This window comes from Acinetobacter sp. TUM15071 (assembly GCF_008980925.1).
In the GTDB taxonomy this organism is placed as follows: domain Bacteria; phylum Pseudomonadota; class Gammaproteobacteria; order Pseudomonadales; family Moraxellaceae; genus Acinetobacter; species Acinetobacter dispersus.
This window is the reverse complement of sequence record NZ_BKGB01000018.1, coordinates 41,055-63,858: the sequence shown is the minus strand read 5'-3', so window position 1 is coordinate 63,858 and position 22,804 is coordinate 41,055. Positions and strand designations below refer to the sequence as shown.

General features: G+C 38.1%; 24 protein-coding genes and 2 pseudogenes. 11 read left to right on the top strand and 15 right to left on the bottom strand.

Annotated features, from left to right (window positions below):
• Positions 1 to 13: 13 nt before the first annotated feature.
• From GBI66_RS15825 to GBI66_RS15815, 3 genes are all read right to left on the bottom strand, one after another.
• Positions 14 to 1,477, bottom strand: a complete 1,464-nt coding sequence (locus GBI66_RS15825; protein WP_151716747.1) for a PepSY domain-containing protein — start codon at positions 1,475 to 1,477, stop codon at positions 14 to 16.
• Between the two features lie 3 nt (positions 1,478 to 1,480).
• A complete protein-coding gene (locus GBI66_RS15820; protein WP_005188731.1) occupies positions 1,481 to 3,592 on the bottom strand; it encodes a TonB-dependent receptor in 2,112 nt (703 codons plus the stop codon).
• A gap of 74 nt (positions 3,593 to 3,666) precedes the next feature.
• Positions 3,667 to 4,170, bottom strand: a complete 504-nt coding sequence (locus tag GBI66_RS15815; RefSeq protein WP_151716746.1) for a hypothetical protein — start codon at positions 4,168 to 4,170, stop codon at positions 3,667 to 3,669.
• A 120-nt stretch (positions 4,171 to 4,290) separates the two neighbouring features.
• Between GBI66_RS15815 and GBI66_RS15810 the strand changes: the two are divergent.
• Positions 4,291 to 4,861 (top strand): annotated as a pseudogene (locus GBI66_RS15810) (helix-turn-helix domain-containing protein).
• Between the two features lie 24 nt (positions 4,862 to 4,885).
• On the opposite strand, the gene GBI66_RS15805 reads toward GBI66_RS15810, so the two are convergent.
• The 3 genes from GBI66_RS15805 to GBI66_RS15795 all read right to left on the bottom strand — a co-directional run bounded on the left by GBI66_RS15805 (position 4,886) and on the right by GBI66_RS15795 (position 7,735).
• Positions 4,886 to 5,488, bottom strand: a complete 603-nt coding sequence (locus tag GBI66_RS15805) for a LysE family translocator (protein WP_151716745.1) — start codon at positions 5,486 to 5,488, stop codon at positions 4,886 to 4,888.
• Positions 5,489 to 5,637: 149 nt separating this feature from the next.
• Positions 5,638 to 6,729, bottom strand: a complete 1,092-nt coding sequence (locus GBI66_RS15800; RefSeq protein ID WP_004653380.1) for a 3-deoxy-7-phosphoheptulonate synthase — start codon at positions 6,727 to 6,729, stop codon at positions 5,638 to 5,640.
• Positions 6,730 to 6,847: 118 nt separating this feature from the next.
• Positions 6,848 to 7,735, bottom strand: a complete 888-nt coding sequence (locus GBI66_RS15795; protein WP_151716744.1) for a sulfite exporter TauE/SafE family protein — start codon at positions 7,733 to 7,735, stop codon at positions 6,848 to 6,850.
• 217 nt (positions 7,736 to 7,952) lie between these two features.
• Here GBI66_RS15795 and GBI66_RS15790 point away from each other — a divergent pair, with 217 nt between their 5' ends.
• Together GBI66_RS15790 and GBI66_RS15785 are read left to right on the top strand one after the other, a co-directional pair.
• On the top strand, positions 7,953 to 8,327 hold the full coding sequence (locus GBI66_RS15790) for a hypothetical protein (protein ID WP_151716743.1): 375 nt from the start codon (positions 7,953 to 7,955) through the stop codon (positions 8,325 to 8,327).
• 36 nt (positions 8,328 to 8,363) lie between these two features.
• Positions 8,364 to 8,555 carry a hypothetical protein gene (locus GBI66_RS15785; protein ID WP_151716742.1) on the top strand — a complete coding sequence of 64 codons (192 nt, stop codon included), beginning with the start codon at positions 8,364 to 8,366 and terminating at the stop codon, positions 8,553 to 8,555.
• A 56-nt stretch (positions 8,556 to 8,611) separates the two neighbouring features.
• Here GBI66_RS15785 and GBI66_RS19760 read toward each other — a convergent pair whose 3' ends face one another.
• The 3 genes from GBI66_RS19760 to GBI66_RS15770 are packed head-to-tail and all read right to left on the bottom strand — an operon-like array spanning position 8,612 to position 10,736.
• Complete coding sequence (locus GBI66_RS19760; RefSeq protein WP_151716741.1) at positions 8,612 to 8,890, bottom strand: DUF1634 domain-containing protein; 279 nt, start codon at positions 8,888 to 8,890, stop codon at positions 8,612 to 8,614.
• Entirely contained in the window at positions 8,887 to 10,440 is a 1,554-nt protein-coding gene (locus GBI66_RS15775; RefSeq protein WP_151716740.1) for a PepSY domain-containing protein, read from the bottom strand. Before GBI66_RS15775 ends, GBI66_RS19760 begins: the two co-directional genes overlap by 4 nt.
• Before the next feature lie 2 nt (positions 10,441 to 10,442).
• A complete protein-coding gene (locus GBI66_RS15770; RefSeq protein ID WP_151716739.1) occupies positions 10,443 to 10,736 on the bottom strand; it encodes a hypothetical protein in 294 nt (97 codons plus the stop codon).
• A gap of 248 nt (positions 10,737 to 10,984) precedes the next feature.
• On the opposite strand from GBI66_RS15770, the gene lpxB reads away from it, so the two are divergent.
• The gene (lpxB, locus tag GBI66_RS15765) at positions 10,985 to 12,163 is read left to right on the top strand and encodes a lipid-A-disaccharide synthase (protein WP_171494325.1); all 1,179 of its coding nucleotides are present in this window, start codon (positions 10,985 to 10,987) and stop codon (positions 12,161 to 12,163) included.
• A 42-nt stretch (positions 12,164 to 12,205) separates the two neighbouring features.
• On the opposite strand, the gene GBI66_RS15760 is transcribed toward lpxB, so the two are convergent.
• Positions 12,206 to 13,075: a DUF2797 domain-containing protein gene (locus tag GBI66_RS15760; protein WP_004653389.1), complete on the bottom strand. Its 870-nt coding sequence runs from the start codon at positions 13,073 to 13,075 to the stop codon at positions 12,206 to 12,208.
• Between the two features lie 37 nt (positions 13,076 to 13,112).
• Between GBI66_RS15760 and GBI66_RS15755 the strand changes: the two genes are divergently transcribed.
• Entirely contained in the window at positions 13,113 to 13,574 is a 462-nt protein-coding gene (locus GBI66_RS15755; protein WP_151716737.1) for a DUF6231 family protein, read from the top strand.
• A 147-nt stretch (positions 13,575 to 13,721) separates the two neighbouring features.
• Positions 13,722 to 14,339, top strand: a complete 618-nt coding sequence (locus GBI66_RS15750; protein WP_005188693.1) for a YidB family protein — start codon at positions 13,722 to 13,724, stop codon at positions 14,337 to 14,339.
• A gap of 63 nt (positions 14,340 to 14,402) precedes the next feature.
• Here the strand turns inward: GBI66_RS15750 and GBI66_RS15745 are convergent, their stop codons facing one another.
• The 3 genes from GBI66_RS15745 to GBI66_RS15735 form a co-directional block, all read right to left on the bottom strand.
• Positions 14,403 to 15,500, bottom strand: a complete 1,098-nt coding sequence (locus tag GBI66_RS15745) for a porin (protein WP_151716736.1) — start codon at positions 15,498 to 15,500, stop codon at positions 14,403 to 14,405.
• Positions 15,501 to 15,753: 253 nt separating this feature from the next.
• Positions 15,754 to 16,167 carry an HIT family protein gene (locus GBI66_RS15740; RefSeq protein ID WP_151716735.1) on the bottom strand — a complete coding sequence of 138 codons (414 nt, stop codon included), beginning with the start codon at positions 16,165 to 16,167 and terminating at the stop codon, positions 15,754 to 15,756.
• 95 nt (positions 16,168 to 16,262) lie between these two features.
• Positions 16,263 to 16,532, bottom strand: a complete 270-nt coding sequence (locus GBI66_RS15735) for a YARHG domain-containing protein (protein ID WP_005152820.1) — start codon at positions 16,530 to 16,532, stop codon at positions 16,263 to 16,265.
• Positions 16,533 to 17,459: 927 nt separating this feature from the next.
• On the opposite strand from GBI66_RS15735, the gene GBI66_RS15730 reads away from it, so the two are divergent.
• From GBI66_RS15730 to GBI66_RS19870, 3 genes and pseudogenes are all read left to right on the top strand, one after another.
• A complete protein-coding gene (locus GBI66_RS15730) occupies positions 17,460 to 17,768 on the top strand; it encodes an energy transducer TonB (protein ID WP_151716734.1) in 309 nt (102 codons plus the stop codon).
• Positions 17,769 to 19,099: 1,331 nt separating this feature from the next.
• Positions 19,100 to 19,684 carry a lysozyme gene (locus GBI66_RS15720; RefSeq protein WP_005188679.1) on the top strand — a complete coding sequence of 195 codons (585 nt, stop codon included), beginning with the start codon at positions 19,100 to 19,102 and terminating at the stop codon, positions 19,682 to 19,684.
• A gap of 212 nt (positions 19,685 to 19,896) precedes the next feature.
• Positions 19,897 to 20,016: pseudogene (locus tag GBI66_RS19870) on the top strand (OmpW family protein); the annotation flags it as partial.
• Positions 20,017 to 20,513: 497 nt separating this feature from the next.
• On the opposite strand, the gene GBI66_RS15710 reads toward GBI66_RS19870, so the two are convergent.
• Together GBI66_RS15710 and GBI66_RS15705 are read right to left on the bottom strand one after the other, a co-directional pair.
• Positions 20,514 to 20,831 (bottom strand): multidrug efflux SMR transporter, encoded by a 318-nt coding sequence (locus GBI66_RS15710; RefSeq protein ID WP_005188669.1) that lies wholly within the window; start codon positions 20,829 to 20,831, stop codon positions 20,514 to 20,516.
• A gap of 203 nt (positions 20,832 to 21,034) precedes the next feature.
• Positions 21,035 to 21,478, bottom strand: a complete 444-nt coding sequence (locus GBI66_RS15705) for a BLUF domain-containing protein (RefSeq protein WP_151716769.1) — start codon at positions 21,476 to 21,478, stop codon at positions 21,035 to 21,037.
• A gap of 453 nt (positions 21,479 to 21,931) precedes the next feature.
• Here GBI66_RS15705 and GBI66_RS15700 point away from each other — a divergent pair, with 453 nt between their 5' ends.
• The gene (locus tag GBI66_RS15700; protein ID WP_151716733.1) at positions 21,932 to 22,525 is read left to right on the top strand and encodes a LysE family translocator; all 594 of its coding nucleotides are present in this window, start codon (positions 21,932 to 21,934) and stop codon (positions 22,523 to 22,525) included.
• A gap of 48 nt (positions 22,526 to 22,573) precedes the next feature.
• Positions 22,574 to 22,783 (top strand): hypothetical protein, encoded by a 210-nt coding sequence (locus tag GBI66_RS15695; protein ID WP_005188660.1) that lies wholly within the window; start codon positions 22,574 to 22,576, stop codon positions 22,781 to 22,783.
• The last annotated feature ends 21 nt before the right edge of the window (positions 22,784 to 22,804 follow it).

Below are 22,804 nucleotides of genomic sequence, written 5' to 3'. Positions count from 1 at the left end.
TTAATAATGAATGTTAACGTTTACGCAATTGAACCAAGAAACCCAATACAGCGAGTAAGGCAACCAGTGCTGCAATCGTAGCCAGAATGATATCTCGAAGTGTTTTATCTATTGGTAGCCATGTCCATTTATGCAAATAAGCAAAACTAAAGCCTTCTAAAGCATCCTGTTGCGTGACCTGAGCTGCAATCACACCGCTGCTCGGTTCAATATACAGTCTGAGTTGATTCTCTAATTGAGTTTCAACCTTAATCACCGGTAGCCGTTTGTTGATAAACCCATATTCTCCACCAAAACTTGTCACCCATGAGGCCTGTTGAACCTGTTCTGGTTGTAAAGCTAAATAGCTTGCAGCCAATAGTTTGCTTTGTTCAAGAATATCAAGCGCTTTACCATTACCTGCATCTACGAACTGAATCGCGGGAGCTGCTGTATGAGATGCGTGATGATCATGCATTTTGCTTGCCGCCGTCATGCTGCCTTGTAAAGGGCTTTGTCCGATGGCTTGAATCATCCATGCAGCACGGGTATGTATGGGACTAAAAGTGGTTGGAACCAGATCCAGACGCTGAATGGGCTGCTGAGTGACCTGCTGCCATGCTTCGGTACTTAAATCGGCAGTATGGAAAACAGGTTGAATATTTTTTATATCAGGCTTTTTTTGCCAAATATGATAGAAACCACTGAGCACCCAAAGCAGAATAAATACGCTTAAACTGATGCCTAAATAGCGATGTAGAAAGCGGATCGGTTTTTGCCCTAGACGGTGATTGCGGCGATTATGAATCTTAAAGAATAAGCCAATCCCCATAAAAAGCATGCACAGTATGCCAATCAAAGCGATTTGCATGAGAATAGTTTGACCTGTCCAAGCTTGATCACCCCACGTCCAGGTATGACCTAAGCGGAATATTTTTGCCATCCACATCTTTTGATCATTAGACAGTGTGGCCAGCCGTGCTTGTGCAGGATCCACATAGGCACGTAAACCATTCTGAAAATCAACACGCCAAACTGGCAGTAAACGATTGACGCTCGGATAATCATCACTGAATGCGGTGATGATTTGACTGGATACAACTTCCTGTTGAGAAAGACCTGTATACCAGCGTGCCAAACGCTCGGCATCTTGTTGTTCAGCATTAGTCAGCGATTGACCGGTCTGACTATCATAGTATTCAGCAATCTTTTGATTGGGCAGTAATATGCGATAGGCAATATGCTGAGGTGCTAATTCAACCACCTGTAAGGCTGAAAATTGCGCGATTTGATGTCGCTTGAGAACATCTGTTGCCGCTAAGGCATGTGTTAAATCCAGTTGTTGAGATGGAGGTATCCGTTTCACAGGCTGAGGTTGTGTTGCACTCATCATCGGATGCAACACACCTGTTAAAGACCAAAGTAAAACGAGAACGCCCAACACCATCCCAAAACTACGGTGCAATGACAGGAGCTTTTTCAGTTGTTTGGCATTCATTGCTTATTTCCCAAAGTGATAACGTAAGCCTAGTAAATAGGATCGTGGTGCAGCGGGGGTATAACTGACTTGGTTATTACTAAACGAGGTACTTTCTGCATAATGCTGATCTGTGGCATTCAGGATTTGCCCATAGATCTCATAAGCATTTTTACGGTAATTGGCACGTAGATTGAGCAAAGTATGACCATCATACTTTTCCGTATTGGCATCGTTAATCCAGTAAGAACCGACATAAACCACTTCTGCAGAGAGTAATAGCTCAGGTATTGGTTTGATCTGGTATTCAAGCGTACCAAATGTTTTAGGCGCACTCGGCATGGTGTTGCCGCTGTAATCTAAAACACTCGACGGTTGAAATTGCTGATATTCATGTTTGGCCACACTGCCTGAGAGTTTTAAGCGCTGATCATATAAATCACTGAGTTTCCACGTTCCCCCAATTTCGATTCCCTGATGTAAGGTTTTGCCTGTATTGCGTGGTTCGCGTGTGTTATCTGGCTTGGTATAGCTCATCACTTCATCTTCGCCTTCTAAGCGATATAGGGTGATTTCACCGTCTAAGCGATCATCCAATAATTTAAAGCGCAGACCCGCATCGATATTATTAAATGTGGCTTCTTTCAAGTCAGGTGTCACCAAATTTGCACCGTATAAACTGCTGACTTCTGGCGGTACAAAACCCTGTGACCAATTACTATAAAGATCAATTGCTGGCGTGATGTTCCAGACAAAACCGACTTGAGGGCTGACTTTATGAAAATCACGTTTTTCATTCGGTGCGCCTGTGGTTTTTGATGGGGTTAATTTGTTTTCATAGTCATAACTAATCCAGTCATAACGTGCACCACCGACTAAATTTAAAGTCGGTAACACTTGCCAATTGGCTTGTGCATAGACGGCTTGGTTATTGACGTCAACATTAAAGTCGCGTAAGCGCTGGCGTTGTTGATAACCGGTATAGACCAAGCTATTCGGGTCTCGGAACACCTGAATATCATTGGTTTTGGCTTGGTTGGGAGAATGGTCAGCCATCGCCCCGACAATCAGTTTGACCTGATCAAATGTAGCAGAATGCTGCGCATTTAAACCATAAGATTGAAAGGCGTTATAGGTGGTTTGTCCGCTATAAGTGCCAGTCGGTGTGCCATTTTTAACATCGGTGCGGATGTTATAACTTGGGTTTTGCTCGGTGGTATTGTCACGATAATACAAGGTAACTTGGCTTTGTTGCTGATCATTCCATTGATGGCTAATTTGAGAAGAAAGCCGTGTGGCATCAACTTCACGATAGGTAAAGGTTTGGTAGCTGTATCCAGGACGTTTGCGATAATCGTCTAGATTTAAGCTACCCGTCATATCCGCTTTTAAATGGTTATAGCTGAGGATATTTTTGATTTGTGTGGCATCTGAGATTCGCCAGTCATGTCTGAGCGTCACACTCTGTTTATTGCTTTCAGCATGATCTTGCCAGCTATCACCACGATCACTGGCATAGGCAGAAAGTCTTAACCCATGCTCGCCCCATTCGCTATCAAAGCTATTCGATGCACCGACATCGACACGGCGATATCCTTCAGAACTGGCACTGATGCCAAGATCGGCTGTGGGTGTAGTACTCGGTGCTTTGGTGAGAAAATTAATGGTTCCACCAATCGCATTGCTGCCATATAAGCTACTGGCAGGGCCACGTAAAATTTCAATGCTATCAATACCCGCTAAATTCATTTCATATAAGGCATTGTGGTTAAACACACCCACAGGACGAATCGAAATACCATCTTCTAAATATTGATAAACGGCTGCTGTGGTAATCGGTTGGCGAATGGACATCATATGCTGTTCATTGCCCAAGTCATTCATTAACACGCCTGGGGTTTGATTCAGCACCTGTCCAATAAAGGTTGCATGTTTATCTTCAATGTCTTTGCTGTTAATTTTACTAATCGCAGCAGGGGTATTATTAATCGATTCACCTTCACGACTGGCGGTCACAACAATGGTGGCTAAGGTTTTGGTGGTATCAGATGGCACAGTTTCAGCAAAAGTAGCAGAACTATAGCCAACAGACAGGCACGCAGCCGCTAATACAGACAAACGGAATTGAGTATTCATGTTGAACTCTATAAAAAGCAATAACTAAGGACGTACACCCGTTTATTGGCGGGGCACGAAGTAAAATTTGCGATTTATAAAGCCAGTGGCGGGGCTTGTTTGATTGGAAAAATATAGAAGATGCGGGCGATGTGCAGATCTTCTGTCCACGAATGGCACAGGCAGCGAACGCGACTGAACCAAGCCAGTAGAAATATAATAATGAATGCAATAAGCGGGACGATCGCAGCGGCATCGAGGCCATGGGAACATAAAGGACAATGCTTCATGATCTGGCTCGCTAGTGCAAAAACTTGCTGTGCATATTCACTGAGTTGGGCATGTTTGACATGCTGTAGCTGCGGTCCGTGATGCATGTCGTGCATGCTGTGTTGATGATGACCGGAATGGGTTTGAGACATCAACGAGACATTTTGAATTTCAGTGACTTGGCAATGGCTTGGCATTGCATAAAGTGCAGGTACGACGCCTGTATGGACCATCGTTGGTAAGAAGATATGCCAGAGTAAACAAAGCAAAGTTATCGCGCCGAAACTGGCACGCCACTTAAGCAAATGTTGACGAAAACTGGACTTCATATCAGCGATACGTCGTAGGAGAAATGTGGCAGCAGTATAATCAAAAAATGACTTATAGATCAAAGCAAAATTGAGGTATTCTGAGACTGCTGAATTCAATTTTTTTATAGGCAGATCAGCGTGTCAAAAATAGCAAATCATTCGGATTGGATCGTGCGGGCTTCTGATAGTGATCGCTTGGAAAGGATTGAAGCTTTCTTCTCTGATCATGCGTATGAGCCGCATCAACATGATACCTTCGCGATTGGTCGAACCTTATATGCAGGACCCATTGGATCTTTTAGAAGAAGAAGATGCTTTGTATGATTTGGCGACAACCTTGTATGAAGTTGCAGGTCAGCCAGCACGCTCGCGGCAACGCTATGATTATATCGCGGCGGAGCGAGCCAGAGAGTTTATTCACGCTTCACTGGATCAGAACATCAGTCTGGATGATTTAGAACAGAATATACAACGTGATCGTTGGAGTCTTTCTCGTGATTTTAGACTGCTATTTGGCACCAGTCCACATCGTTATATGACCATGCGTCGGCTAGATATCGTGAAAAGGTGTTTGATGTATGGAGAGTCGCTGACGCAGGCCGCCATCATTGCTGGTTTTTTTGATCAAAGTCATATGACTCGGCATTTTAGCAAAGCTTTTGGAATTACCCCAGCAAGATGGAAAGAGATTTATACACATCAGAAATAAGCTCTGCTTGCGACTAAAAATGCTTTAAATAAGATGCATACCTTTTAAGAAATCACTCAACATAAATAGACCTGAAATAATTAAGAAGATACCCAGTATTTTATTTAGATGATTGAGCCAAATTGGATTACTCAATTTTTTGCCAATTACTGATCCAGCAAATGAATAAAGCAATGGAGCACCCGCTGCACCGAGAGAAATGAGTAATGAAACAATCAGAATCAAGCTACCAGTGATATGTGCAGCAGGGTACATAATTGTGGTCACAGGTAAAATCACCAAAATCGCTTTCGGATTCAAGCTTTGAATCCAGAAACCATTCCAAAAGCTGAGGCTTTTGTATAGGGTTTGATCTGTTTTTAATTCGGTATGCGCTGTCATCATTTTATAGGCGATATAAAAGGTATAAAACGCCCCGATCAAGGCAATAAAATGCAAATACGTATGGGGAATCAGTGCCGCACCTGCATAACCAAATACAACAAATAGCATCAGCATGGAGCAGCCCACACCTGCAAAAAAGCCTAATGTTCTGGAGAATTGTCCTGTTAGCCCAGCATTTAATCCCATAAAGTTCACAGGACCAGGGCTGTACATCACACTTAAGGTATAAAGAAAAATTTCCATGACCAACCTAAATGAATCAATAACAAAGGATGATCAAAATAGGGCAAAGTGCCATGCACTGTATTGTACGTTTGTGCAAGCTAGCTGAATTGACGAACAAAAAAAACAGGCTCATAAGAGCCTGTTTTCATCGCAGTTAAAAGATCGAATTAACGTGTTGGTAAGACGTCTTTCAATGCTTCATGCATTTCGAGTAATGCTTTTTCTGTGGTTTCCCAATCGATACAGCCATCAGTCACTGACTTACCGTATTCAAGATCACAAAGGTTTTCAGGAATATCCTGACGACCACCTTTTAAGTGACTCTCTACCATGATCCCAACGATTGATTTGTTGCCATCAAGGATTTGTTCCGTGATATTTTTCAAAACCAAAGGTTGTAAGTACGGGTCTTTGTTTGAGTTGGCATGACTGGTATCAATCATGATCTTGTTGCTGACTTTCGCTTTTGCCAAAGCTGCCTCAGCTTCTGCAACTGAAGTCGCATCATAGTTTGGCTTGCCATTACCACCACGTAATACCACGTGCGCATAAGGGTTGCCTTTGGTATTGATAATCGCAACTTGACCATTTTCGTTCAGGCCCAAGAAGCTGTGACCATGTTTAACAGATTGCATCGCATTGGTCGCAACGGTTAAACCACCATCGGTACCATTTTTAAAGCCAACAGGAGATGATAAGCCTGATGACATTTCACGGTGAGTTTGGCTTTCAGTGGTACGTGCACCAATCGCAGACCATGAAATCAAGTCTTGGTAGTATTGTGGTGAGTTTGGATCAAGTGCTTCAGTCGCACATGGCAAACCTTTTTCATTCAAATCAATTAATAATCCACGGCCGATATGTAAACCTTTTTCAATATTGAAAGAGTCATTCATGTCAGGGTCATTGATTAAACCTTTCCAACCGACTGTGGTACGTGGTTTTTCAAAATAAACACGCATCACCAAATATAAGGTGTCTTTTACTTTTTCGCTGAGAACCTTGAGGCGATCAGCATATTCATGTGCAGCTTTAGGATCGTGAATCGAACAAGGACCAATCACCACAAACAAGCGTTTGTCGTTGCCATCTAAAATGTTACGTACAGTTGCACGTCCTTGTAACACAGTTTGAGAAGCAGCATCAGATAAAGGGAGGTCAGCTTTCAGTTCTGCTGGGGTAATCAAAGTTTGAATGCTTTTAATATTAACGTCGTCGATATCTGGCTGAGAAACTGGATTTGACTGTAGAGTATTCATTGCTGTCACAAATTCAATCGAAAGAAAAGGTTATTTTGTCTACGAATATAGCATGAAATGCCGATTGATTAACTAGCGAAAAGCATAATTTATGTAGAAATAATCGGCATTACAACGCTTAAACAATTGTTGTTACGTGCTTTGTTTGCTGAACCACAACCGCTTGATGTGTTTCAACTGGCTTTGGCTTCGCCTTAATTGGGTTCACCATGAAGTTCACACCCAAAGCAAATAGGGTAATGCCTAGAATTTTACGGATTAGTCGTTCTGGCATACGTGAGCTGATGAGTGTACCAACAATAATGGCTGGAATTGAACCCACCAATAACCACATTAACAGGGTAAAGTCGACATTACCTGAAGACATATGGCTTAGGCCAGCAACTGCTGTCAGTAATACTGCATGTACCACGTCTGAACCAATGATACGGATCATAGGAAGGTTTGGGAACATAAGCACTAAGGCCATGATACCGAAAGCACCTGCACCAACAGAAGACAAAGTCACAAAGATACCGAGTACAACACCCATAATGACAATGTAATGACGTTTGTGTTGCAATGCATGTTGTTCACTTTCCATATCCGCTTGTTCACGGTTACGGAACTTGTCAAAGAACTTTTCAATTTGGGCACGGAACACAATTGAGATACCGGTCAAGGTCAACATAAAGCCCAAGACCATGGTCAATACCGCTTTATAATGGGTAGATTGACTTAAATAATGCTCAAGCACCCAAGAGGTTGCAAATGAAGCAGGAATACTGCCCAAAGACAGCCAAAGTACAATTGGCCAGACAATATTCAGTTTTTTGGCATGAACGACTGAACCACAGAATTTAGAAATTGAGGCATAAAGTAGATCAGTACCAATGGCGATATGTGGTTCGATCTTAAACAGACTGATCAGGATTGGGGTCATCAATGAACCGCCACCGACACCTGTAATACCGACACAGAAGCCAACCAATACCCCAGCCATAATAAATTCTATAGGACCAAACATCGACAATATGCCTAATTATGCAAAAATCAGCATATCTTATGCTTTTTTTAGATAACTCGTTGTGATGAATAATGATTTACTTATGCAAAAAAAAGCTAAAGAGAACCAAATTTGCGGCTTTTTAGATCGTATTTTATTCAGATTAGCTTGCTTTATGCGCTGTGATTGGTTTATTTTGAGATATATACACGGATTGTATGTCTGATCATTTCACCTTATGTCTATTTTCATTCGAAGTCTCATTTCATTGCTTATTGCTATGTGTTTTATCACCAATAGCTATGCAATGGCTGTGTCTATGAATGAAGAGAGTCAATCTGCCGTAGCGCACGTCATTTCAAATCATGCTGCAATGTCTGATTGTGGAATGCCTACGATGACGAAGCATGACCCTATGGACAGTGGCAAAATGGATACATCACACTGCCAAAAGAGTCTGTGCTGCGTCGCTGCAACTTTTGAACATAGTCATCATTCCATTGAGCGAAGCATACAATCAATTAAAACAGTAAATTCAGCTTATGTAGATCAACTGACTTTAGGCATTTATCAGTTACCTTATCGCCCTCCAAATCATGTCCTGGTTTTATAAATTCAAATTTCTTATTTATATTTAAAGGACATGATTATGTTTAATATTAAAACCTTATTGCTTTCAACGCTTCTATTGGCCACAACTGTACCTGCTTTTGCTGCAAGTGATTGTTGTAAGGAAAAAGAGGCCACCACAAAAAAAGAGTGCTGTGAAAAAAAGATGAAATGTTGTGATGACAAAGATAAAACGGCTTCTCAAGAAGACCATAGCCATCACGGGCATTAATTTTTAAGTAATAAAGCTATCCTTGGCAGAAGTTGAGGATAGCTGTTGTAGCAAAATCATTTTAGTTTTTTAGTGGGTTTAAGCTCATTCACAGATAACACCAATATAAAGGTTACAGGTGTAGCAAAAATCCACCAACTGATAAATCCAATGGAGCTACCATACTCTAAACAAAGCAGGCTGCCAGCCAGCAACAAGCAGAAATATGCTAAGATTCTGAGGTGTGTTTGATAGCGAATGAAAATCTGTTGTTTTGCTTTGTTGATCTGTTTGGGACTGCATTTATACAGCAACAGCATCCCGATCAACGTCAGTATAAGACTCAAAATAATCATGCTTTAACCTCATTTTTGGCTAATTTCGCTTTGATTTTTTGAGCAGATTTCACTTGAATCGGCTGAATATTCCTAAAAATAAACACAGCAAATAGGGCACAGACCAATAGAAATAGATCAATCCGCAAGAATATCCAATAGCTGTGTAAATCAGTGATTAACTGATGTTGAATCAAATATACCAAGTTATAGACAGGTAGAACCAAAGCAATCAATCCGAAGATACAGATCTGTGATTTCCATAAATACTGTTTTTTGGTCAATAAAGCGATGATAAAACTCAGTCCCCACACGCAGAAAAAAGTATAAATTTCATAATTAGGTGTGGTTTCGGTTACATGTACAAATCGGTTAGCGAATAGATAGCCGAGCATTGCAGTAGGAAGACCAATAAATGCAGCAACATTTAAACGATCCACCAAATAATAACCAAAGTGGAATTGATCAGATTTATTCTGAATCTGACGTTTTAAGCTCCAGAGCAATAGGCCAGAAGCAATCATTAAGCAACCTAGAATTCCCGAACAAAAGAAAGCGAAGCGAAGTATCGGCTTTGCAAAAGTTGCCATATGTAGGCCATAAACACCCGAGTGTAGAGTTGCAACTGCACTATTATTACGGGTATTTCCGAGAATTTTTCCTGTACCATCAAAGGTAATTTGTGCCTGATTTAATGTGATCGATCGATCTTCTAATTGTTTAAAGGTAATGATGGCTTGGTCTGTATTGGGGTTTTTAACTTCAATTGAAGCCAAAGCCTGTTCACCCCATTGTTGTTTTACTTTTTCTAATAACGTGTTGATTGGCAACATTTCAGCTTTATTGGGAGGTGTGTTGGTCGTTGCTTGGTTCACTGTTCTAATTTCAGTAAAAAATTGAAATGGATTGTCTGGATAGACTTTTTTCATTCCCCAAGGTAGATAGAGATAAAAGAAAATCGCCAAGCCTGTAAAGGTAATGGTGAGGAAAAATGGAAGTGCTAACACAGAAGAAACGTTATGAAAATCTAACCAAGAACGCTGCGACTTAAAGGTTCTAAGGGTAAAGAAATCGGTAAAGATCTTTTTATGCGTAATAATCCCAGAGACCAAAGCAATCAGCATAATAAAGGCAGCTAGACAGGCAATCAGCCGTCCAACCATGATGGGCACACCATAGAGCTGAAAATGAAAATTGTAAAAGAAATCTCCACCTTGGGTTGCAGAGAGTTGAAGCTCTTTACCCGTATTGGCATCCAAACTACGGCTTTCATAGCCACCACTCGCTTTCTCCCAATACATTTTATTGACGGGCTCTTCGTGATTAGCAATATTGAGATACCATGATTTTGCATCAGTCGCATTCTTAACTAAATAATCCGTTGCTGTACGAATAGCAATGTCTTGATTAACTTGATATTGAGCCAGTTGCGGTTGCATCCATAGATTAATCTGATGGCGATAATAGGAGCTGGTACCCATTAAAAAAATGGCAAATAAAAGCCAGCCAAAAATTAAGCCTGTCCACGCATGCAACCATGCCATTGATTGACGAACGCCTTTATTTTGCATTTTTAATTTAAACCTACAGATAAGCCAAACAAAGCACCTGTCAAAATCAGGCTCATCACAGTCAGTTTGAGTAATGAGTTTGCACAAAAACTAATGATGATGAAGCCTAAATAAAAGAGGGTTGCAATAAATGCTGCCAGATAAACGGCTTCCGCTTTATCTAAAACCGCTGTTAATAACATGGTTAGGCTAATACTTAAATACATCATACAGAGATAGCCAAGAACAAAGCTCAGCACAAAACGATAGAAAATGCTCAGTCGATAGGCAAGCGGAATAGATGCGGATTTAGCCATAAAGGGTCTTGAAGCGGAAGAAGGGAGAAATAAATCACATATGGAAATGATTCTTGTTTATATTAAATCTTCGCTGAATTTCAATCAATTCTTCATTCATCGTAAATCTAGATTGTATTTAGAATAATAAATGCCATCTCAGATAATATTTGCTGTTCACCAATCATGAACAAATTGCATTATTTCTAGTGATTCGGTGTAAAATCATTCTGTTAGAATCATTTAAATATTTCAGTGGGGCGTGGGTCTTGTTAAAGCAAAAACTAAAAATTGGTATCGTGGTGGGGGAAGTTTCTGGAGATACTCTAGGAGTGAAACTCATGCGTAGTTTTCGCGAACAAGGTATTGATGCTGAATTTGAAGGGATTGGCGGTCCGCAAATGATTGCTGAAGGATTTCACAGCTATTATCCGATGGAAATTCTTTCGGTGATGGGAATTGTTGAAGTCCTTAAAGATTTAAAAAAACTGTTTGCTGTGCGTGACGGTTTAGTCGAACGTTGGACAGAGCATCCCGTTGATATTTTTATTGGTATTGATGCACCCGATTTTAACTTACGCCTCTCTAAAACCATTAAAGAGAAGCAGTTACCGATTAAGACTGTACAATATGTCAGTCCATCTGTCTGGGCATGGCGTCAAGGTCGTGTACATGGTATTAAGCGTAGTGTTGATTTAGTTTTATGCTTATTTCCATTTGAAAAAACCTTTTATCAGAATTATGAGATTGCCGCTGCCTTTGTTGGACATCCATTGGCAAAGCAACTACCTTTAAAAAATCCAATTACTGAAGCCAAGCACCAATTGGGCTTGTCTGCACATAAAACCCATATTGCTTTATTACCCGGAAGTCGTCGTGGTGAGATTGAACGATTGCTGCCATTGCTCACGGGTGCTGCTGAAATTCTTCATCGGAAGCATCCTGATCTGGAGTTTTTAATCCCTGCAATTAATGATGCACGCAAGCATCAGATTGAACAGGGCATTCAAAATCTAGATACCAGCCTGAAATCTAAAATTCATGTTCTGGAAAATAGCGATGCCGAGTCAAAAATTGGCCGTATGGTGATGAATGCCAGTGATATTGTGGCTTTGGCTTCTGGTACCGCGACTCTTGAAGCGATGTTATTGCATCGTCCAATGGTGACTTTTTATAAATTGAACTGGCTGACCTATCTGATTGCGAAATTCATGGTCAAAATTCCATACTACTCATTGCCGAATATCATTGCAGGCAAGAAAGTAATTGAGGAACTGATTCAGGCCGATGCAACGCCTCAGCATTTAGCCACTGAAATCGAAAAATTAATGGATCATGAAACGGCGCATATTCAAATGATGCAACATTTGAGCATGCATAAACAGTTGATCTCGGGTAATACCGAAGATCCAGTACAGGCGATTCTCAATTGTCTGAATGCAGGCTAAATAAAAAGGTGGCGATTAGGCCACCTTTTTTATGCATATGCTTCAGGCACGAAGGATTAGTTCATAACCTGTATATTTACGAATATTGATCACACCAATATCAAATAATAAGTATTGACCTTTAATCCCTTGCAACACACCTCGAATTTTTGGGGTTTTATCCAAATTCAGCGATTTAATCTTTTCAGGATAATGCTCAACGGGATAGATAAATTCACGTGGTGTTTCATCTTCCAAGAATTCCAAGCTTTCGTTAAATTCTAGGTTCTGATTGAATTCTTCACGGATGCTTTGAATTTTCGGAGCGAATTCTTCAAGAATTTGATCACGTTGCTCAAGCAGATTTAAAGGTTCAGCTTCACCTTTCAGCAATTTGCGCCAGTCGGTTTTATCTGCGATTTGTGTACCAATTAAAGTTTCCAAATGCCCAGACAAACGACGTGAACCAACTTTCATGATGGGTAAAGCTTGCGTTGCACCTTGGTCTAGCCAACGTGTCGGCATATTGACGATACGGGTAATCCCAATTTTTAAGGCGCTTGAGTTGGCTAAATAAACAATATGTGGCTGGAAACAAACATCATGTGCGAACTGGTCTTCACGACAGGTTCCCAAGTGATAATGGCAGGTTTCAGGCTTCATAATACAAAGATCACATTCAGCTTTTGTTTTAAAACATTTAAAGCAGTGACCTTGTGAATAAGACTTTGGTGTTTTTGCGCCACAAGAGGTACAAAAGATATTGCCAGTCCATTCGATCTCAATTTCTTGACCTAAAACAAAAGGAAGGTCAGTTTCTGAACGATCTAATATAAATTTATATTCAACATTTGCCTTGCTTGTTGATTGATCAGTTACACTATGCGTTTTGAGCGCTGCATGCATTTTATGACAAATGCCTTGTAGTTCCATTAATAAACTCTCATCTTTTCAATCAAGGGTTGCAGTTATGGCTGAACAAAATGTCATCACTTCTATGCTAGACGATTTATCTCAAGAACAGCCCATTCATACTGCACTTTGTATAGGTCAGCAGATTGACCAAAATGCTTCAATTCAATGGCATTATTTTAGCGTAACTGACTTTTTAAGTCTGCCATTTACGCAGCGTTATGATTTAGGTTTTGTATTATTTGATACAGAAGAAATGCAAAACCTCACTGAAACGCAAAAAGCACAGTTGTTGGTGAAATTACGTGACCTGATGGCCAAACGGATTGTGGTGGTTAGCAAATTAGATGATGAGAAGCTATTGCGTTCGCTTGGTTTCACTCAGCTGATTGATAAAACCCAACATGACCGTGATTTTGCCTTGTGGCAATTCAATATTTTAACCTATAAGCATGTACCAGATTGGTTTAACTCCAAGTTCTGGGCAAATCCAGAGAACTGGAATAAATTCCGCTGGTAAGTCCTTAAATGTCTATATTTTAGGTAAATAAAGATTAGGTGCGGATACGTTGCAAGTTCTTGCAAAATTTAACAATTTACCTTTGTTTTGTATTTTCAAAGCAGCGTATGCTTTTCGGATAAATATTCCTAAAGGAAAGTGTAACTCATGACAGATTTAACCAATATTGTTGAAATTTTAGCAAAGCAAGCTTTAGGCGGTCAGCAACAATCAGGACAGGCTGGTGGTTTAGGTGGCATTTTAGGTTCTGTCTTAGGACAACTTGGTGGACAGCAACAAAATACGCAGAACCAACAAGGCGGTTTAGGTGGGATTTTAGGTTCAGTATTGGGCCAATTGGGTGGAGGAAATACTTCAACTCAAAGTAATGCGACGGGTGGCGGTAACACAGCACAAACATTACTAATTGCCGTTTTACCTTTAGTTTTGGCGTGGATTCAAAAACAAGGCGGTTTGCAGGGTGCTTTGGATAAACTGAAAAATGCAGGTTTATCTAATCAAGTACAAAGCTGGGTAGATCCGCAACAGCAGAATGCTGCTGATGTTCCAGAACAGAACATTCAAAGCCTATTCGATGACCAAGATGTTGAGCAAGTTGCACAACAAACTCAAGCACCAAAACAAGCGATTTATGGTGCAATTGCCTCTGTTTTACCACAAGTAATTGACTCTTTAACCCCACAAGGCAGTAGCACCAATCCACAAGAAGCCAACCAAGATATTCAGCAAGTGTTGAATTTGGTGAGTGGTTTTTTAAAGAAATAAAAAAACAGCAAAAAATAAAAGGGCAGATTGCCCTTTTATTTTTTGTATGACTTGAACTTCAAATTAGAAGTTATATTCCATACCTAAACCGATTGTTGTTTTCTTATCATCTTTTACTAACCAATCACGTTTTTGTTGACCTACAACACCGTAGAAACGTGTTTGTTTATTGATTTGATAGTCAGCGCCTACACCGTAAAGATCTTGTTTACGATCATCACGACCATTCACTTCAGTTGTAGAAGAGATATATTCTGCTTTTAACTTCACTGGAGTTGATGGGATCGTATAAGCAGCTGTTACGCCATAAGCATCTTCTTGTAAACCTTTGTATGAAACAGCAGGTGTAGTACCAACCACAACTGTATCATCTGTTGGTTGAGCAGTTTGCCATAGAGCACCAAATACCAAACCATTAACGCCCGCAGGTGTTAGGTCTAAAGAACCTGTTACACGGATTGCATCTGAATAAACGCTATTATCACCACTTAGGTCGCTATACGCGTTGTATTTAGATGCTACACCAAAGTTACCAGCAACAGCTGCTGCTAAGCCCCAGTCCTTATTTTCATAAGTAAGCGAGGTAGAAACACCATCACCAAAACCATCACGGCTGCCTTTTTGACCTTTCGCATCATTTTTAACAGCAGATGATTCTTCACCTTGTTGGAACATGATGTTAAATGCTACACCACCTAACAATTTCTTATCAGTTTCAAAACCAATTACGTTCTTTAAGCGATCTTCACCAACTAGAACTTTGGTCATATCTAGTTCGTTGTGATCGTTAAAAATATCTTGGTTGTTACCAGCAGCATTTTTAAAGTAAGAATCGAACTGACCAACTTTTAAAGTACCGATACCGTCAGATTTGATACCTACGTAGCGGTTACGGTTGCTGAATGATTGGTCGCCATCACCATCCGCATTGAATTGCCATTCAATCAAGTAAACTGCAGAAAGGTTGTCAGTCAGTTTTTCTTCGCCTTTCACCCCGATACGAGAAGCGTTTGAGTTTACTTTAGTTACGCTTTCATCTTTAAAGCCATTATTATCAATTTGGTCCAAAGTCACATTGAGCTTACCATACAATGTTGGTGCTGCTTGCGCTGCATTCATGGCTAAAGTTGCTACAGTAGCAGCAAGAAGCAATTTTTTCATTGAGATTTCTCCAAAACACTTTTTGTAAATGGCTGATGCCTTAGTTACTGTTATGAGCTTGCTTATGTACATAAAGTTACATAGCTCACTGACTTGTATGCAGTATCGGTAAACTTTGTGACAGAGAAGTGAAAGAAAAATGACAGTTTGATGACGATTCATATTTAGTAATAATTATATTTCTTATTATTTTTCATTTAATTAGAATACAAAAAAAACGGAGTAAAAACTCCGTCCTTTTAGAAATCAAAAACTAGAGTGCAGCTTTGATCTTTTCTGCTAATGCTTGAATTTTTTCTTGATCACCTATTTTTGCCGCATGACGACCAAGTTCATGCACTGAACTTGGGATCAAATGGAAGTGGACATGAGGTACAGTTTGCCCAGCAGCTGCGCCAGACAATTGCATCAAAACAATGCCTTTAGCATCTAAAGCTGTTTCTATTGCTTTTGCAATTTTTTGCACAATTTGGATGGTATATGCTGCCGCTTCAGCTGGTAGATCTAGCAAAGTTACGGCAGGTGTTTTGGGAATCACTAAAGCATGACCATCTGCTTGGGGCATGATATCCATAAAAGCGAGGACCTGATCATCTTCATAGATTTTGATCGCAGGTAGCTCACCACGAAGGATGCGTGCAAAAATATTTTGGTCATCGTATGCCATGATTCATCCTTTAAATAGGGCGTATGTTTTAATCGGTGAAAGCTCACTCAATTCATATAGAGTGATACGGAGTAGTTAACTCCGTAAAAAACTGTTTATTTACAGTTTAGCTCTTTTTGGCGAGCCTTGATTTCATCAAGTCGTTGTTGCTCTTTGTCTGAAAACTTAGGTTTCGTAGTGTGGCAGTTTTCATTACCAAATTTTGCTTTAGCATCTGCGTCTTTGAAACAGAAACCTTTAGATGCATAGATCAGATTATAGTCATCCTGTAACTTTTTACATTCTTGTTCTGGTGTTGCAGCTTGTACACTAAAACCTGTCAGGGTAACTAAGCCCGCGAAAACTGCAACCATTAACTTATTCATGAGGTGTTCCTCTAATCAAAAAAGTATAAATCAAAGCTGTATGGAATTTATTCATATGGCACTTGATTGCTACGTATATACCAATATAAGGTTAATTAATAAAATTTCAATGAAACTGTATAGTACGAGTGTAATTTTACTCCATAATTTATCCATATAATACGGAAAAACCTTATATATCAATGGTTTTTATTTAATTTCATATAAAACAAGTAATTATATTTATTGCTATCTCAGCTAATGTCCGTTTTAGTTGTAGGGCATTTTATCTGGCTATCTAGGTAAATAAGAACTGCATATTTAAATATTGTGAAAGAAAGATAGCTTTAATGAAAGCGCTTAGGGTATAGGCACAAAGGATAGTTATTTGATGAGTTGGGTGAATAAGGAGCTTGTTGGAATTAAAGGTGATCATGAGTTGATGCACATGGCATGAGTTACTGCGAAGAGAATTAGATTTGGTCGAAGAAAACAAGCTGCATCTTTGTCATGAACAGCGCCTATAGATGTTTAATTATTTAGATAATCTTTAAAATAATTGCGAAAATCGCATGATTTTGTTGATTTGCATCACACTTTTATCTATATTTGTCGTGTTGTTTGATAATAACTAAACAACAATAACCTTCATTCAGCGCAAAAGAATTAAGGGGAAGCCCACTCATTAGAGTGGGCTTTTTAATTTGGGAAAGTATATTTGAAGATTGAAGATCTCATTTAGCCTATATCCACGCATTAAACGTTACGGCAAGATTGTTTGATAGAAATAACTATTACTAATCTAAAGAGTAAAACTGACTACTATTTATTCTTAGGGCTAAAGATTCATAGGATAAAGATAGGGTAGAAACTCATCTGAGTATTGTGCCAGATGACGGTAATATAGGTTAGTCTTAAAAAAATATGTTCTAGATTTACTCAGCAAGTATGAAAAATATTTTACGATTTCTAGCTCTTTTTCTCATAAGTGCAGATGTATTTGCTGTTGATGAAAATTTCAAAAGAGAACATAAAGTTGTTCAGGCTGAAGTTTTGATTAAGCTGTACAAAGATGGTCGCCATGATGTTTTGCTTAAGAAAAGTAGCGGATCTAATCAAATAGATGAGAAAATAATCAACGCAGTAAAGAAGGCAACTTTTAAACCAATAGAAGATAAAAAAGTTGAGTACCCAATATTGATAACTCAGCCTTTCGAGATAGAACTTGATGATAACTACGATTTTCAACAAGAGTGAGATTAAAAACTTCCTATTATTAACTTGTGTTATTTATAAAAATTCCAAAACTTAATGTTAAAAATGACCCTTCAATAGTTTTAAATCTTTCGATGGAAATAAACATTTGTGAATCAACGCACGCTATGTAAAATTTTGTAACAGGGAAAATCACTTAAACTAAAAGAATTATGCATAAAATTCAATCATTCAACTCTATTGTATAAAGTTTGTAATAGAATTAATTTATATGCTCTTGAAATTGTGTTTTGGGGAACATGATGAATGATGGGCTGGGAGTCGTTGTCTTTTATATTTTGAATATACTTGGTTTGGTAATTCTTATTGTGGGTAGCGTACTTGGAGATTTAACATTACTTTCAGTATGTGTTGGTCTTATCGCTTGCGCATTCTTAATTAAATATGAGTTCAATGTACCCGTTATTTTTTGGAAGAAAGTCGAATAATTTAAGATTTCTAAAGACCGTACCAAAGAGTACGGTTTTTTTATATTTGAAATTTAAACTTAATTTATAATATTGATTTATATTGTTAAATTTGGGGATGTGGAAGGTTGTTGGTGCGACAACAGTAATAAAAATACATAGAATAAAGGACTACCAATAGAGAAAAAATTTTAAGAATCCACAAAATTTATTAAGTCCCGATTTAAATTCAAGAAACATAGTTTTTACGTTTTAAAAATTAAATTGCTGACAGAAACAGTGGAAGGCTCACAGCAAGTGATGCCTTCTAAGCTTACTGCTTGCTATGTATGTTTATAATGGCAATTCGTTGGATGTCTAGACTTCAACTGACCTGCTGAATCAAGTTAAAACAGTAGAAAATAGGTTGGATGCAGCGTAATTTTGGACTGAAATGATAATTTTTTTGTCATAATATATGTCACAATTTTGCATAAATGTGTGATAATCGCCTCGTTTTAAGGGGTGAAAATATGGATATCTTAAAATTTTTGAAAAGCTTCAATACGACAGGCTCTTATCTAGCACTTGCCACTCTATTACTGGCTTGTCTTATCGTATATTTTTACTTTATTAATCCAAATTAAGGTTAGGATTGGGGTAAGCTAACACTGCCTTCCATATGCTTTTTTAATCTTGGAAATGTATTAAGTATTTATTCTTAGAATGACGAGAATAAAGTCACTATACTTCGGAAAGCGTTTTTATTGCTTAAATAAGAGCGACATGATTCACAAATCTTATTACTTGATTGATGGTTTTAAGGAATGCTGATCGAAAGTGTCAGAGCAATTTGATGATGTATACTTTGACCATTATCTTTTCATTGAGCACATAAGTGATAAAGCTGTTACACAGGAATGATCGATGAAAGCGCTATTTGATTGCTTAAGAAAAATAGCTGTTGGCAGATTAATAAGAACAAAGAAGTACGCTAACAATGAATTAAGCAATATTGCAACAGCAAGCGATTCGGTTGAAACACTTGGCGTTGCCGTCGACTCTACAATGACAATAAGTGTTGATGGTATTCACCTGATTACAAGCTTTGAAGATTTAAAATTACAATCCTATGATGATGGCGTTGGTGTGTGGACTATTGGTTTTGGCACCACTGTTTATCCAAATGGTATTCGAGTTAAGAAGGGTGATTGTTGTACATTAGAGCAGGCAAAGTCCTTTTTTCAACATGATTTAAGACGATTTCAATCTACAGTCAATCATGCAGTAATTGTTCCACTGTCTCAAAATCAATTCGATGCACTGGTTTCTTTGACTTATAACATTGGGCCAACAGCTTTTAAAAACTCCACACTTCTGAAAAAACTAAATACGAATGACTATGTCGGTGCAGCAGATCAATTCCTTGTTTGGAATAAAGGTGGAGGCAAAACGTTAAAAGGATTGGTTCGGCGTCGTGAACTGGAAAGAGACTTATTTTTAAAAAGATAAGCATTATTTGTATGGCTAAGCGTCATAGCTTTAGATTTTTTCATTAAAATAACTTCATTTTGTTTTTAAATTTAATTTACTAATCAATAAAAAATGACTGTGCATTTGTTAATCAGTTCACACTATTTAAGTGATTAATCACCTTTTATCAGGAATTAAAATATAACGTTTGATAAAAATATATTTATGGTTATATTCGAAAAACATATTGTTATGCGAAGTTGATGATCAATGTTGTCAATAATACAACTGGAAATACATTAATCCATGCAACAACAAAAATTGATATTGATCCGCTTATTACCTACGTGGGTGTTGGCTATCGCTTCTAAATATTAGATAGAGGCTGTGGAGAAGAGTACTTCGTTGAGTGGTTGCTCTTCTCTACATGATAATTCTCTGTTTTAAGAGATATAAAATACATATTGTTATGAGTAGTAACGCTCAATAATAAATATACAGATTGCCGTCGCAGGTATTTGAGTTATATGAGCGACACTAAAAGATAAAGCGCACAAGTGGTCGTTTTTTGTTCAATTAAAACGTGAATCAAAGCTGAATTGTGTGATAATTCTCTTAACTTATCAATAAATTGAGAAATATGACTATTTTAAAATTCTTGAAAAGCTTCAATACAACGGGGTTCTACTTAACACTTGCGAGCATTCTGCTAGCGACTCTTATCGTATATTTCTATTTTATTAATCCAAATTAAGTACGAGATTTAGATTAAGGAAAAATACTTTTGGCTTATCTTGGGGAGGTACACAGAACACTGTTCTCCAAAAGTAATAAAAGCCCTCATCTGAGGGCTTTTATAGTCGTTAAACTAGTGTGTGGTGACCTTCATCAACACAACACCGAATATGATCGATGCAGCTGCTAATAGGCGTAAAAACCCCATTGGCTCGTGTAGGAAAAAAATTCCAATCAGAAATGCACCGACAGCGCCAATACCGACCCAAATTGTATAAGCAGTACCTAAAGGTAAACTTTTCATAGCCACGGCGAGTAAGCCAAAGCTTAAGATCATGAATACAATAGTAATGACGCTAGGAGTAAGCTTGGTAAAACCGTCAGACATTTTCATTGAATATGCCCATACGATTTCAAAAATACCAGCTAAGATGAGATAAGCCCAAGCCATTTCGACACCTCATTATTAATATTTTAGGTCGTCCTAAAGCTTGAAAATTTGAATAAAGAGGTCGTCCTCTTCGTTAGCCATATAAGCACTGTTGGTTAAGGACTTCAATTTATTTTTGTTAATTTTTATTCCAATCGGTAAAAAGTCATATTAAAGATGCTTTTTACCAATTTATTTCTTATTTTAGATAGAATGTTTTACCTTCATGAAGCATAAGCTTGTACATCATATTCAGGCTCACCAGCTAGAATGGAGACAAATTTCTCAACAGTTTCGACTGTTAACAGATAAGGGTTGAACTCTTCTAAATGATATTTCAGGAAAAAATCTGAAATGTTTTGATTAATAGGTGAAAATTTCATAGACCACTGTGAGAAAAATTGATTCTCACATTCTGTGTAATAGAGGATTTCACAATTGATATGTCGTTCATCTTTCACAATCTTGTTATAAAACAAATCATCAACTATATGCTTTTGGCCTTCTAAGCATTGCACAAAATAACCATGCCCATAATATAAAACACCTCTAATATCATTGCGATAATTAAAATCCACCGCTTCATCTAAGATTTTAATCAGATCGTTTTTTAAGTTTGAGTCAATATTCTTAATTTTACTTACATATAAAAGCCTTACAGACTTCATCATGGGTATGCTCATTTTGAAGGTTGAACACTTGTTATATAGAAAAAACAATGCCTTGTATACTTTAGTCTGTAACAGGAACGATCGATTTCATTAATCATTATTCTCTAACGTAGAAGATATAGGGTAGATAAGATCGGGTACCTCACTGATAGATATCTATTACGTTGGATATTGATATCTGCCTAGATTGCATTTATGCATTTTGATCGTGAATTGAAATATTATGTGAACTAGTGCAGGCTATCTACATGGAATTATTAATAAAATGTGATTTTTATCACATGTTTATGATAGGTTCATGAAGTGTTGAATTAAATTTATAACAAATTAAAGTACTGATTTATAAAATAAAAAAACAATCATAATATTTTTGGTTACAACCATTTTGTCGACAAGCAATGATCTATTTTGCCATATTGCGTTTGCGAAACTTAGCAAAGGTATTTGTCTATGGTGTCATTTCTGTTTATTGGTTTGATTATTACGATCTTACTAACACCAGGTCCAACGAATACATTACTGGCTTCTTCTGGAATCCAAGCCGGTATTAAACGCTCATTGAAACTCATCCCCGCGGAGGTTATCGGTTATTTTATTGCCATTACAACATGGGGCTTTTTACTTGAGTCCGTTTCACACTATGTACCTTGGCTACCTCCTTTAATTAAATTGCTTAGTGCGACTTTTATTATTTATTTGGCAATTAAATTATGGATTACTTCAACAAAAGACTTAGATTTGAATCAACCTTTGATTACATCTAAGGCTTTATTCGTAGCGACCTTACTTAACCCAAAAGCTTTATTATTTGCTTCAGCCATTTTTCCACATACTGCTTGGCTCAACCCGCATGAATATCTTATTCATATGGGAACGTTCTTAGCTTTGATTACCCCAATTGCTTTCTTATGGATTGCGTTTGGATCGATTTTAATTTCCAACAAAGTTTCTTGGTTGAATCAACGTAATTTGCAACGTTCTGCAGCATTTGTTTTAACTTTCTTTGCGATGCCGCTGGCTTATTCAGCAATTTCATCGTTCTAAATTTTGGTTTTGCTGTTGTATTTAAAATTTAAAAAATTGGAGTTTTTAATGAACACTATAAAAATTAAGGTAAAGGATCAATTTGAGGCTGAAAAGATCGCAACTGCCAAAGTAAAGGCCATTAATGATCAAGAAATTCCTTTCTTTAAACGAATTGAACATATCGAAGTTGAAGGAGAGATTCTTTTGCCTAATATGGATTTGCTTTTTGAGAACCCAAAAGATGGCAGTATTTATCGATATGTAGGGGCTGCGTAGGCTACTTATTATTTGAAAATG

Bases quoted from the DNA above. Each gene is read 5' to 3' on its own strand.
- GBI66_RS15795 (WP_151716744.1), bottom strand. From the start codon at position 7,735: ATGTTTGGTCCTATAGAATTTATTATGGCTGGGGTATTGGTTGGCTTC.
- GBI66_RS15730 (WP_151716734.1), top strand. From the start codon at position 17,460: ATGAAAAATATTTTACGATTTCTAGCTCTTTTTCTCATAAGTGCAGAT.
- GBI66_RS15760 (WP_004653389.1), bottom strand. From the start codon at position 13,075: ATGGAACTACAAGGCATTTGTCATAAAATGCATGCAGCGCTCAAAACG.
- GBI66_RS15770 (WP_151716739.1), bottom strand. From the start codon at position 10,736: ATGGCTAAATCCGCATCTATTCCGCTTGCCTATCGACTGAGCATTTTC.
- GBI66_RS15705 (WP_151716769.1), bottom strand. From the start codon at position 21,478: ATGAAGTCTGTAAGGCTTTTATATGTAAGTAAAATTAAGAATATTGAC.
- GBI66_RS15740 (WP_151716735.1), bottom strand. From the start codon at position 16,167: ATGGCATACGATGACCAAAATATTTTTGCACGCATCCTTCGTGGTGAG.
- GBI66_RS15735 (WP_005152820.1), bottom strand. From the start codon at position 16,532: ATGAATAAGTTAATGGTTGCAGTTTTCGCGGGCTTAGTTACCCTGACA.
- GBI66_RS15750 (WP_005188693.1), top strand. From the start codon at position 13,722: ATGACAGATTTAACCAATATTGTTGAAATTTTAGCAAAGCAAGCTTTA.
- GBI66_RS15820 (WP_005188731.1), bottom strand. From the start codon at position 3,592: ATGAATACTCAATTCCGTTTGTCTGTATTAGCGGCTGCGTGCCTGTCT.
- GBI66_RS15790 (WP_151716743.1), top strand. From the start codon at position 7,953: ATGTCTATTTTCATTCGAAGTCTCATTTCATTGCTTATTGCTATGTGT.
- GBI66_RS15815 (WP_151716746.1), bottom strand. From the start codon at position 4,170: ATGAAGTCCAGTTTTCGTCAACATTTGCTTAAGTGGCGTGCCAGTTTC.
- GBI66_RS15825 (WP_151716747.1), bottom strand. From the start codon at position 1,477: ATGAATGCCAAACAACTGAAAAAGCTCCTGTCATTGCACCGTAGTTTT.
- GBI66_RS19760 (WP_151716741.1), bottom strand. From the start codon at position 8,890: ATGATTATTTTGAGTCTTATACTGACGTTGATCGGGATGCTGTTGCTG.
- GBI66_RS15700 (WP_151716733.1), top strand. From the start codon at position 21,932: ATGGTGTCATTTCTGTTTATTGGTTTGATTATTACGATCTTACTAACA.
- GBI66_RS15695 (WP_005188660.1), top strand. From the start codon at position 22,574: ATGAACACTATAAAAATTAAGGTAAAGGATCAATTTGAGGCTGAAAAG.
- GBI66_RS15710 (WP_005188669.1), bottom strand. From the start codon at position 20,831: ATGGCTTGGGCTTATCTCATCTTAGCTGGTATTTTTGAAATCGTATGG.
- GBI66_RS15755 (WP_151716737.1), top strand. From the start codon at position 13,113: ATGGCTGAACAAAATGTCATCACTTCTATGCTAGACGATTTATCTCAA.
- GBI66_RS15720 (WP_005188679.1), top strand. From the start codon at position 19,100: ATGAAAGCGCTATTTGATTGCTTAAGAAAAATAGCTGTTGGCAGATTA.
- GBI66_RS15745 (WP_151716736.1), bottom strand. From the start codon at position 15,500: ATGAAAAAATTGCTTCTTGCTGCTACTGTAGCAACTTTAGCCATGAAT.
- GBI66_RS15800 (WP_004653380.1), bottom strand. From the start codon at position 6,729: ATGAATACTCTACAGTCAAATCCAGTTTCTCAGCCAGATATCGACGAC.
- GBI66_RS15805 (WP_151716745.1), bottom strand. From the start codon at position 5,488: ATGGAAATTTTTCTTTATACCTTAAGTGTGATGTACAGCCCTGGTCCT.
- GBI66_RS15775 (WP_151716740.1), bottom strand. From the start codon at position 10,440: ATGCAAAATAAAGGCGTTCGTCAATCAATGGCATGGTTGCATGCGTGG.
- GBI66_RS15785 (WP_151716742.1), top strand. From the start codon at position 8,364: ATGTTTAATATTAAAACCTTATTGCTTTCAACGCTTCTATTGGCCACA.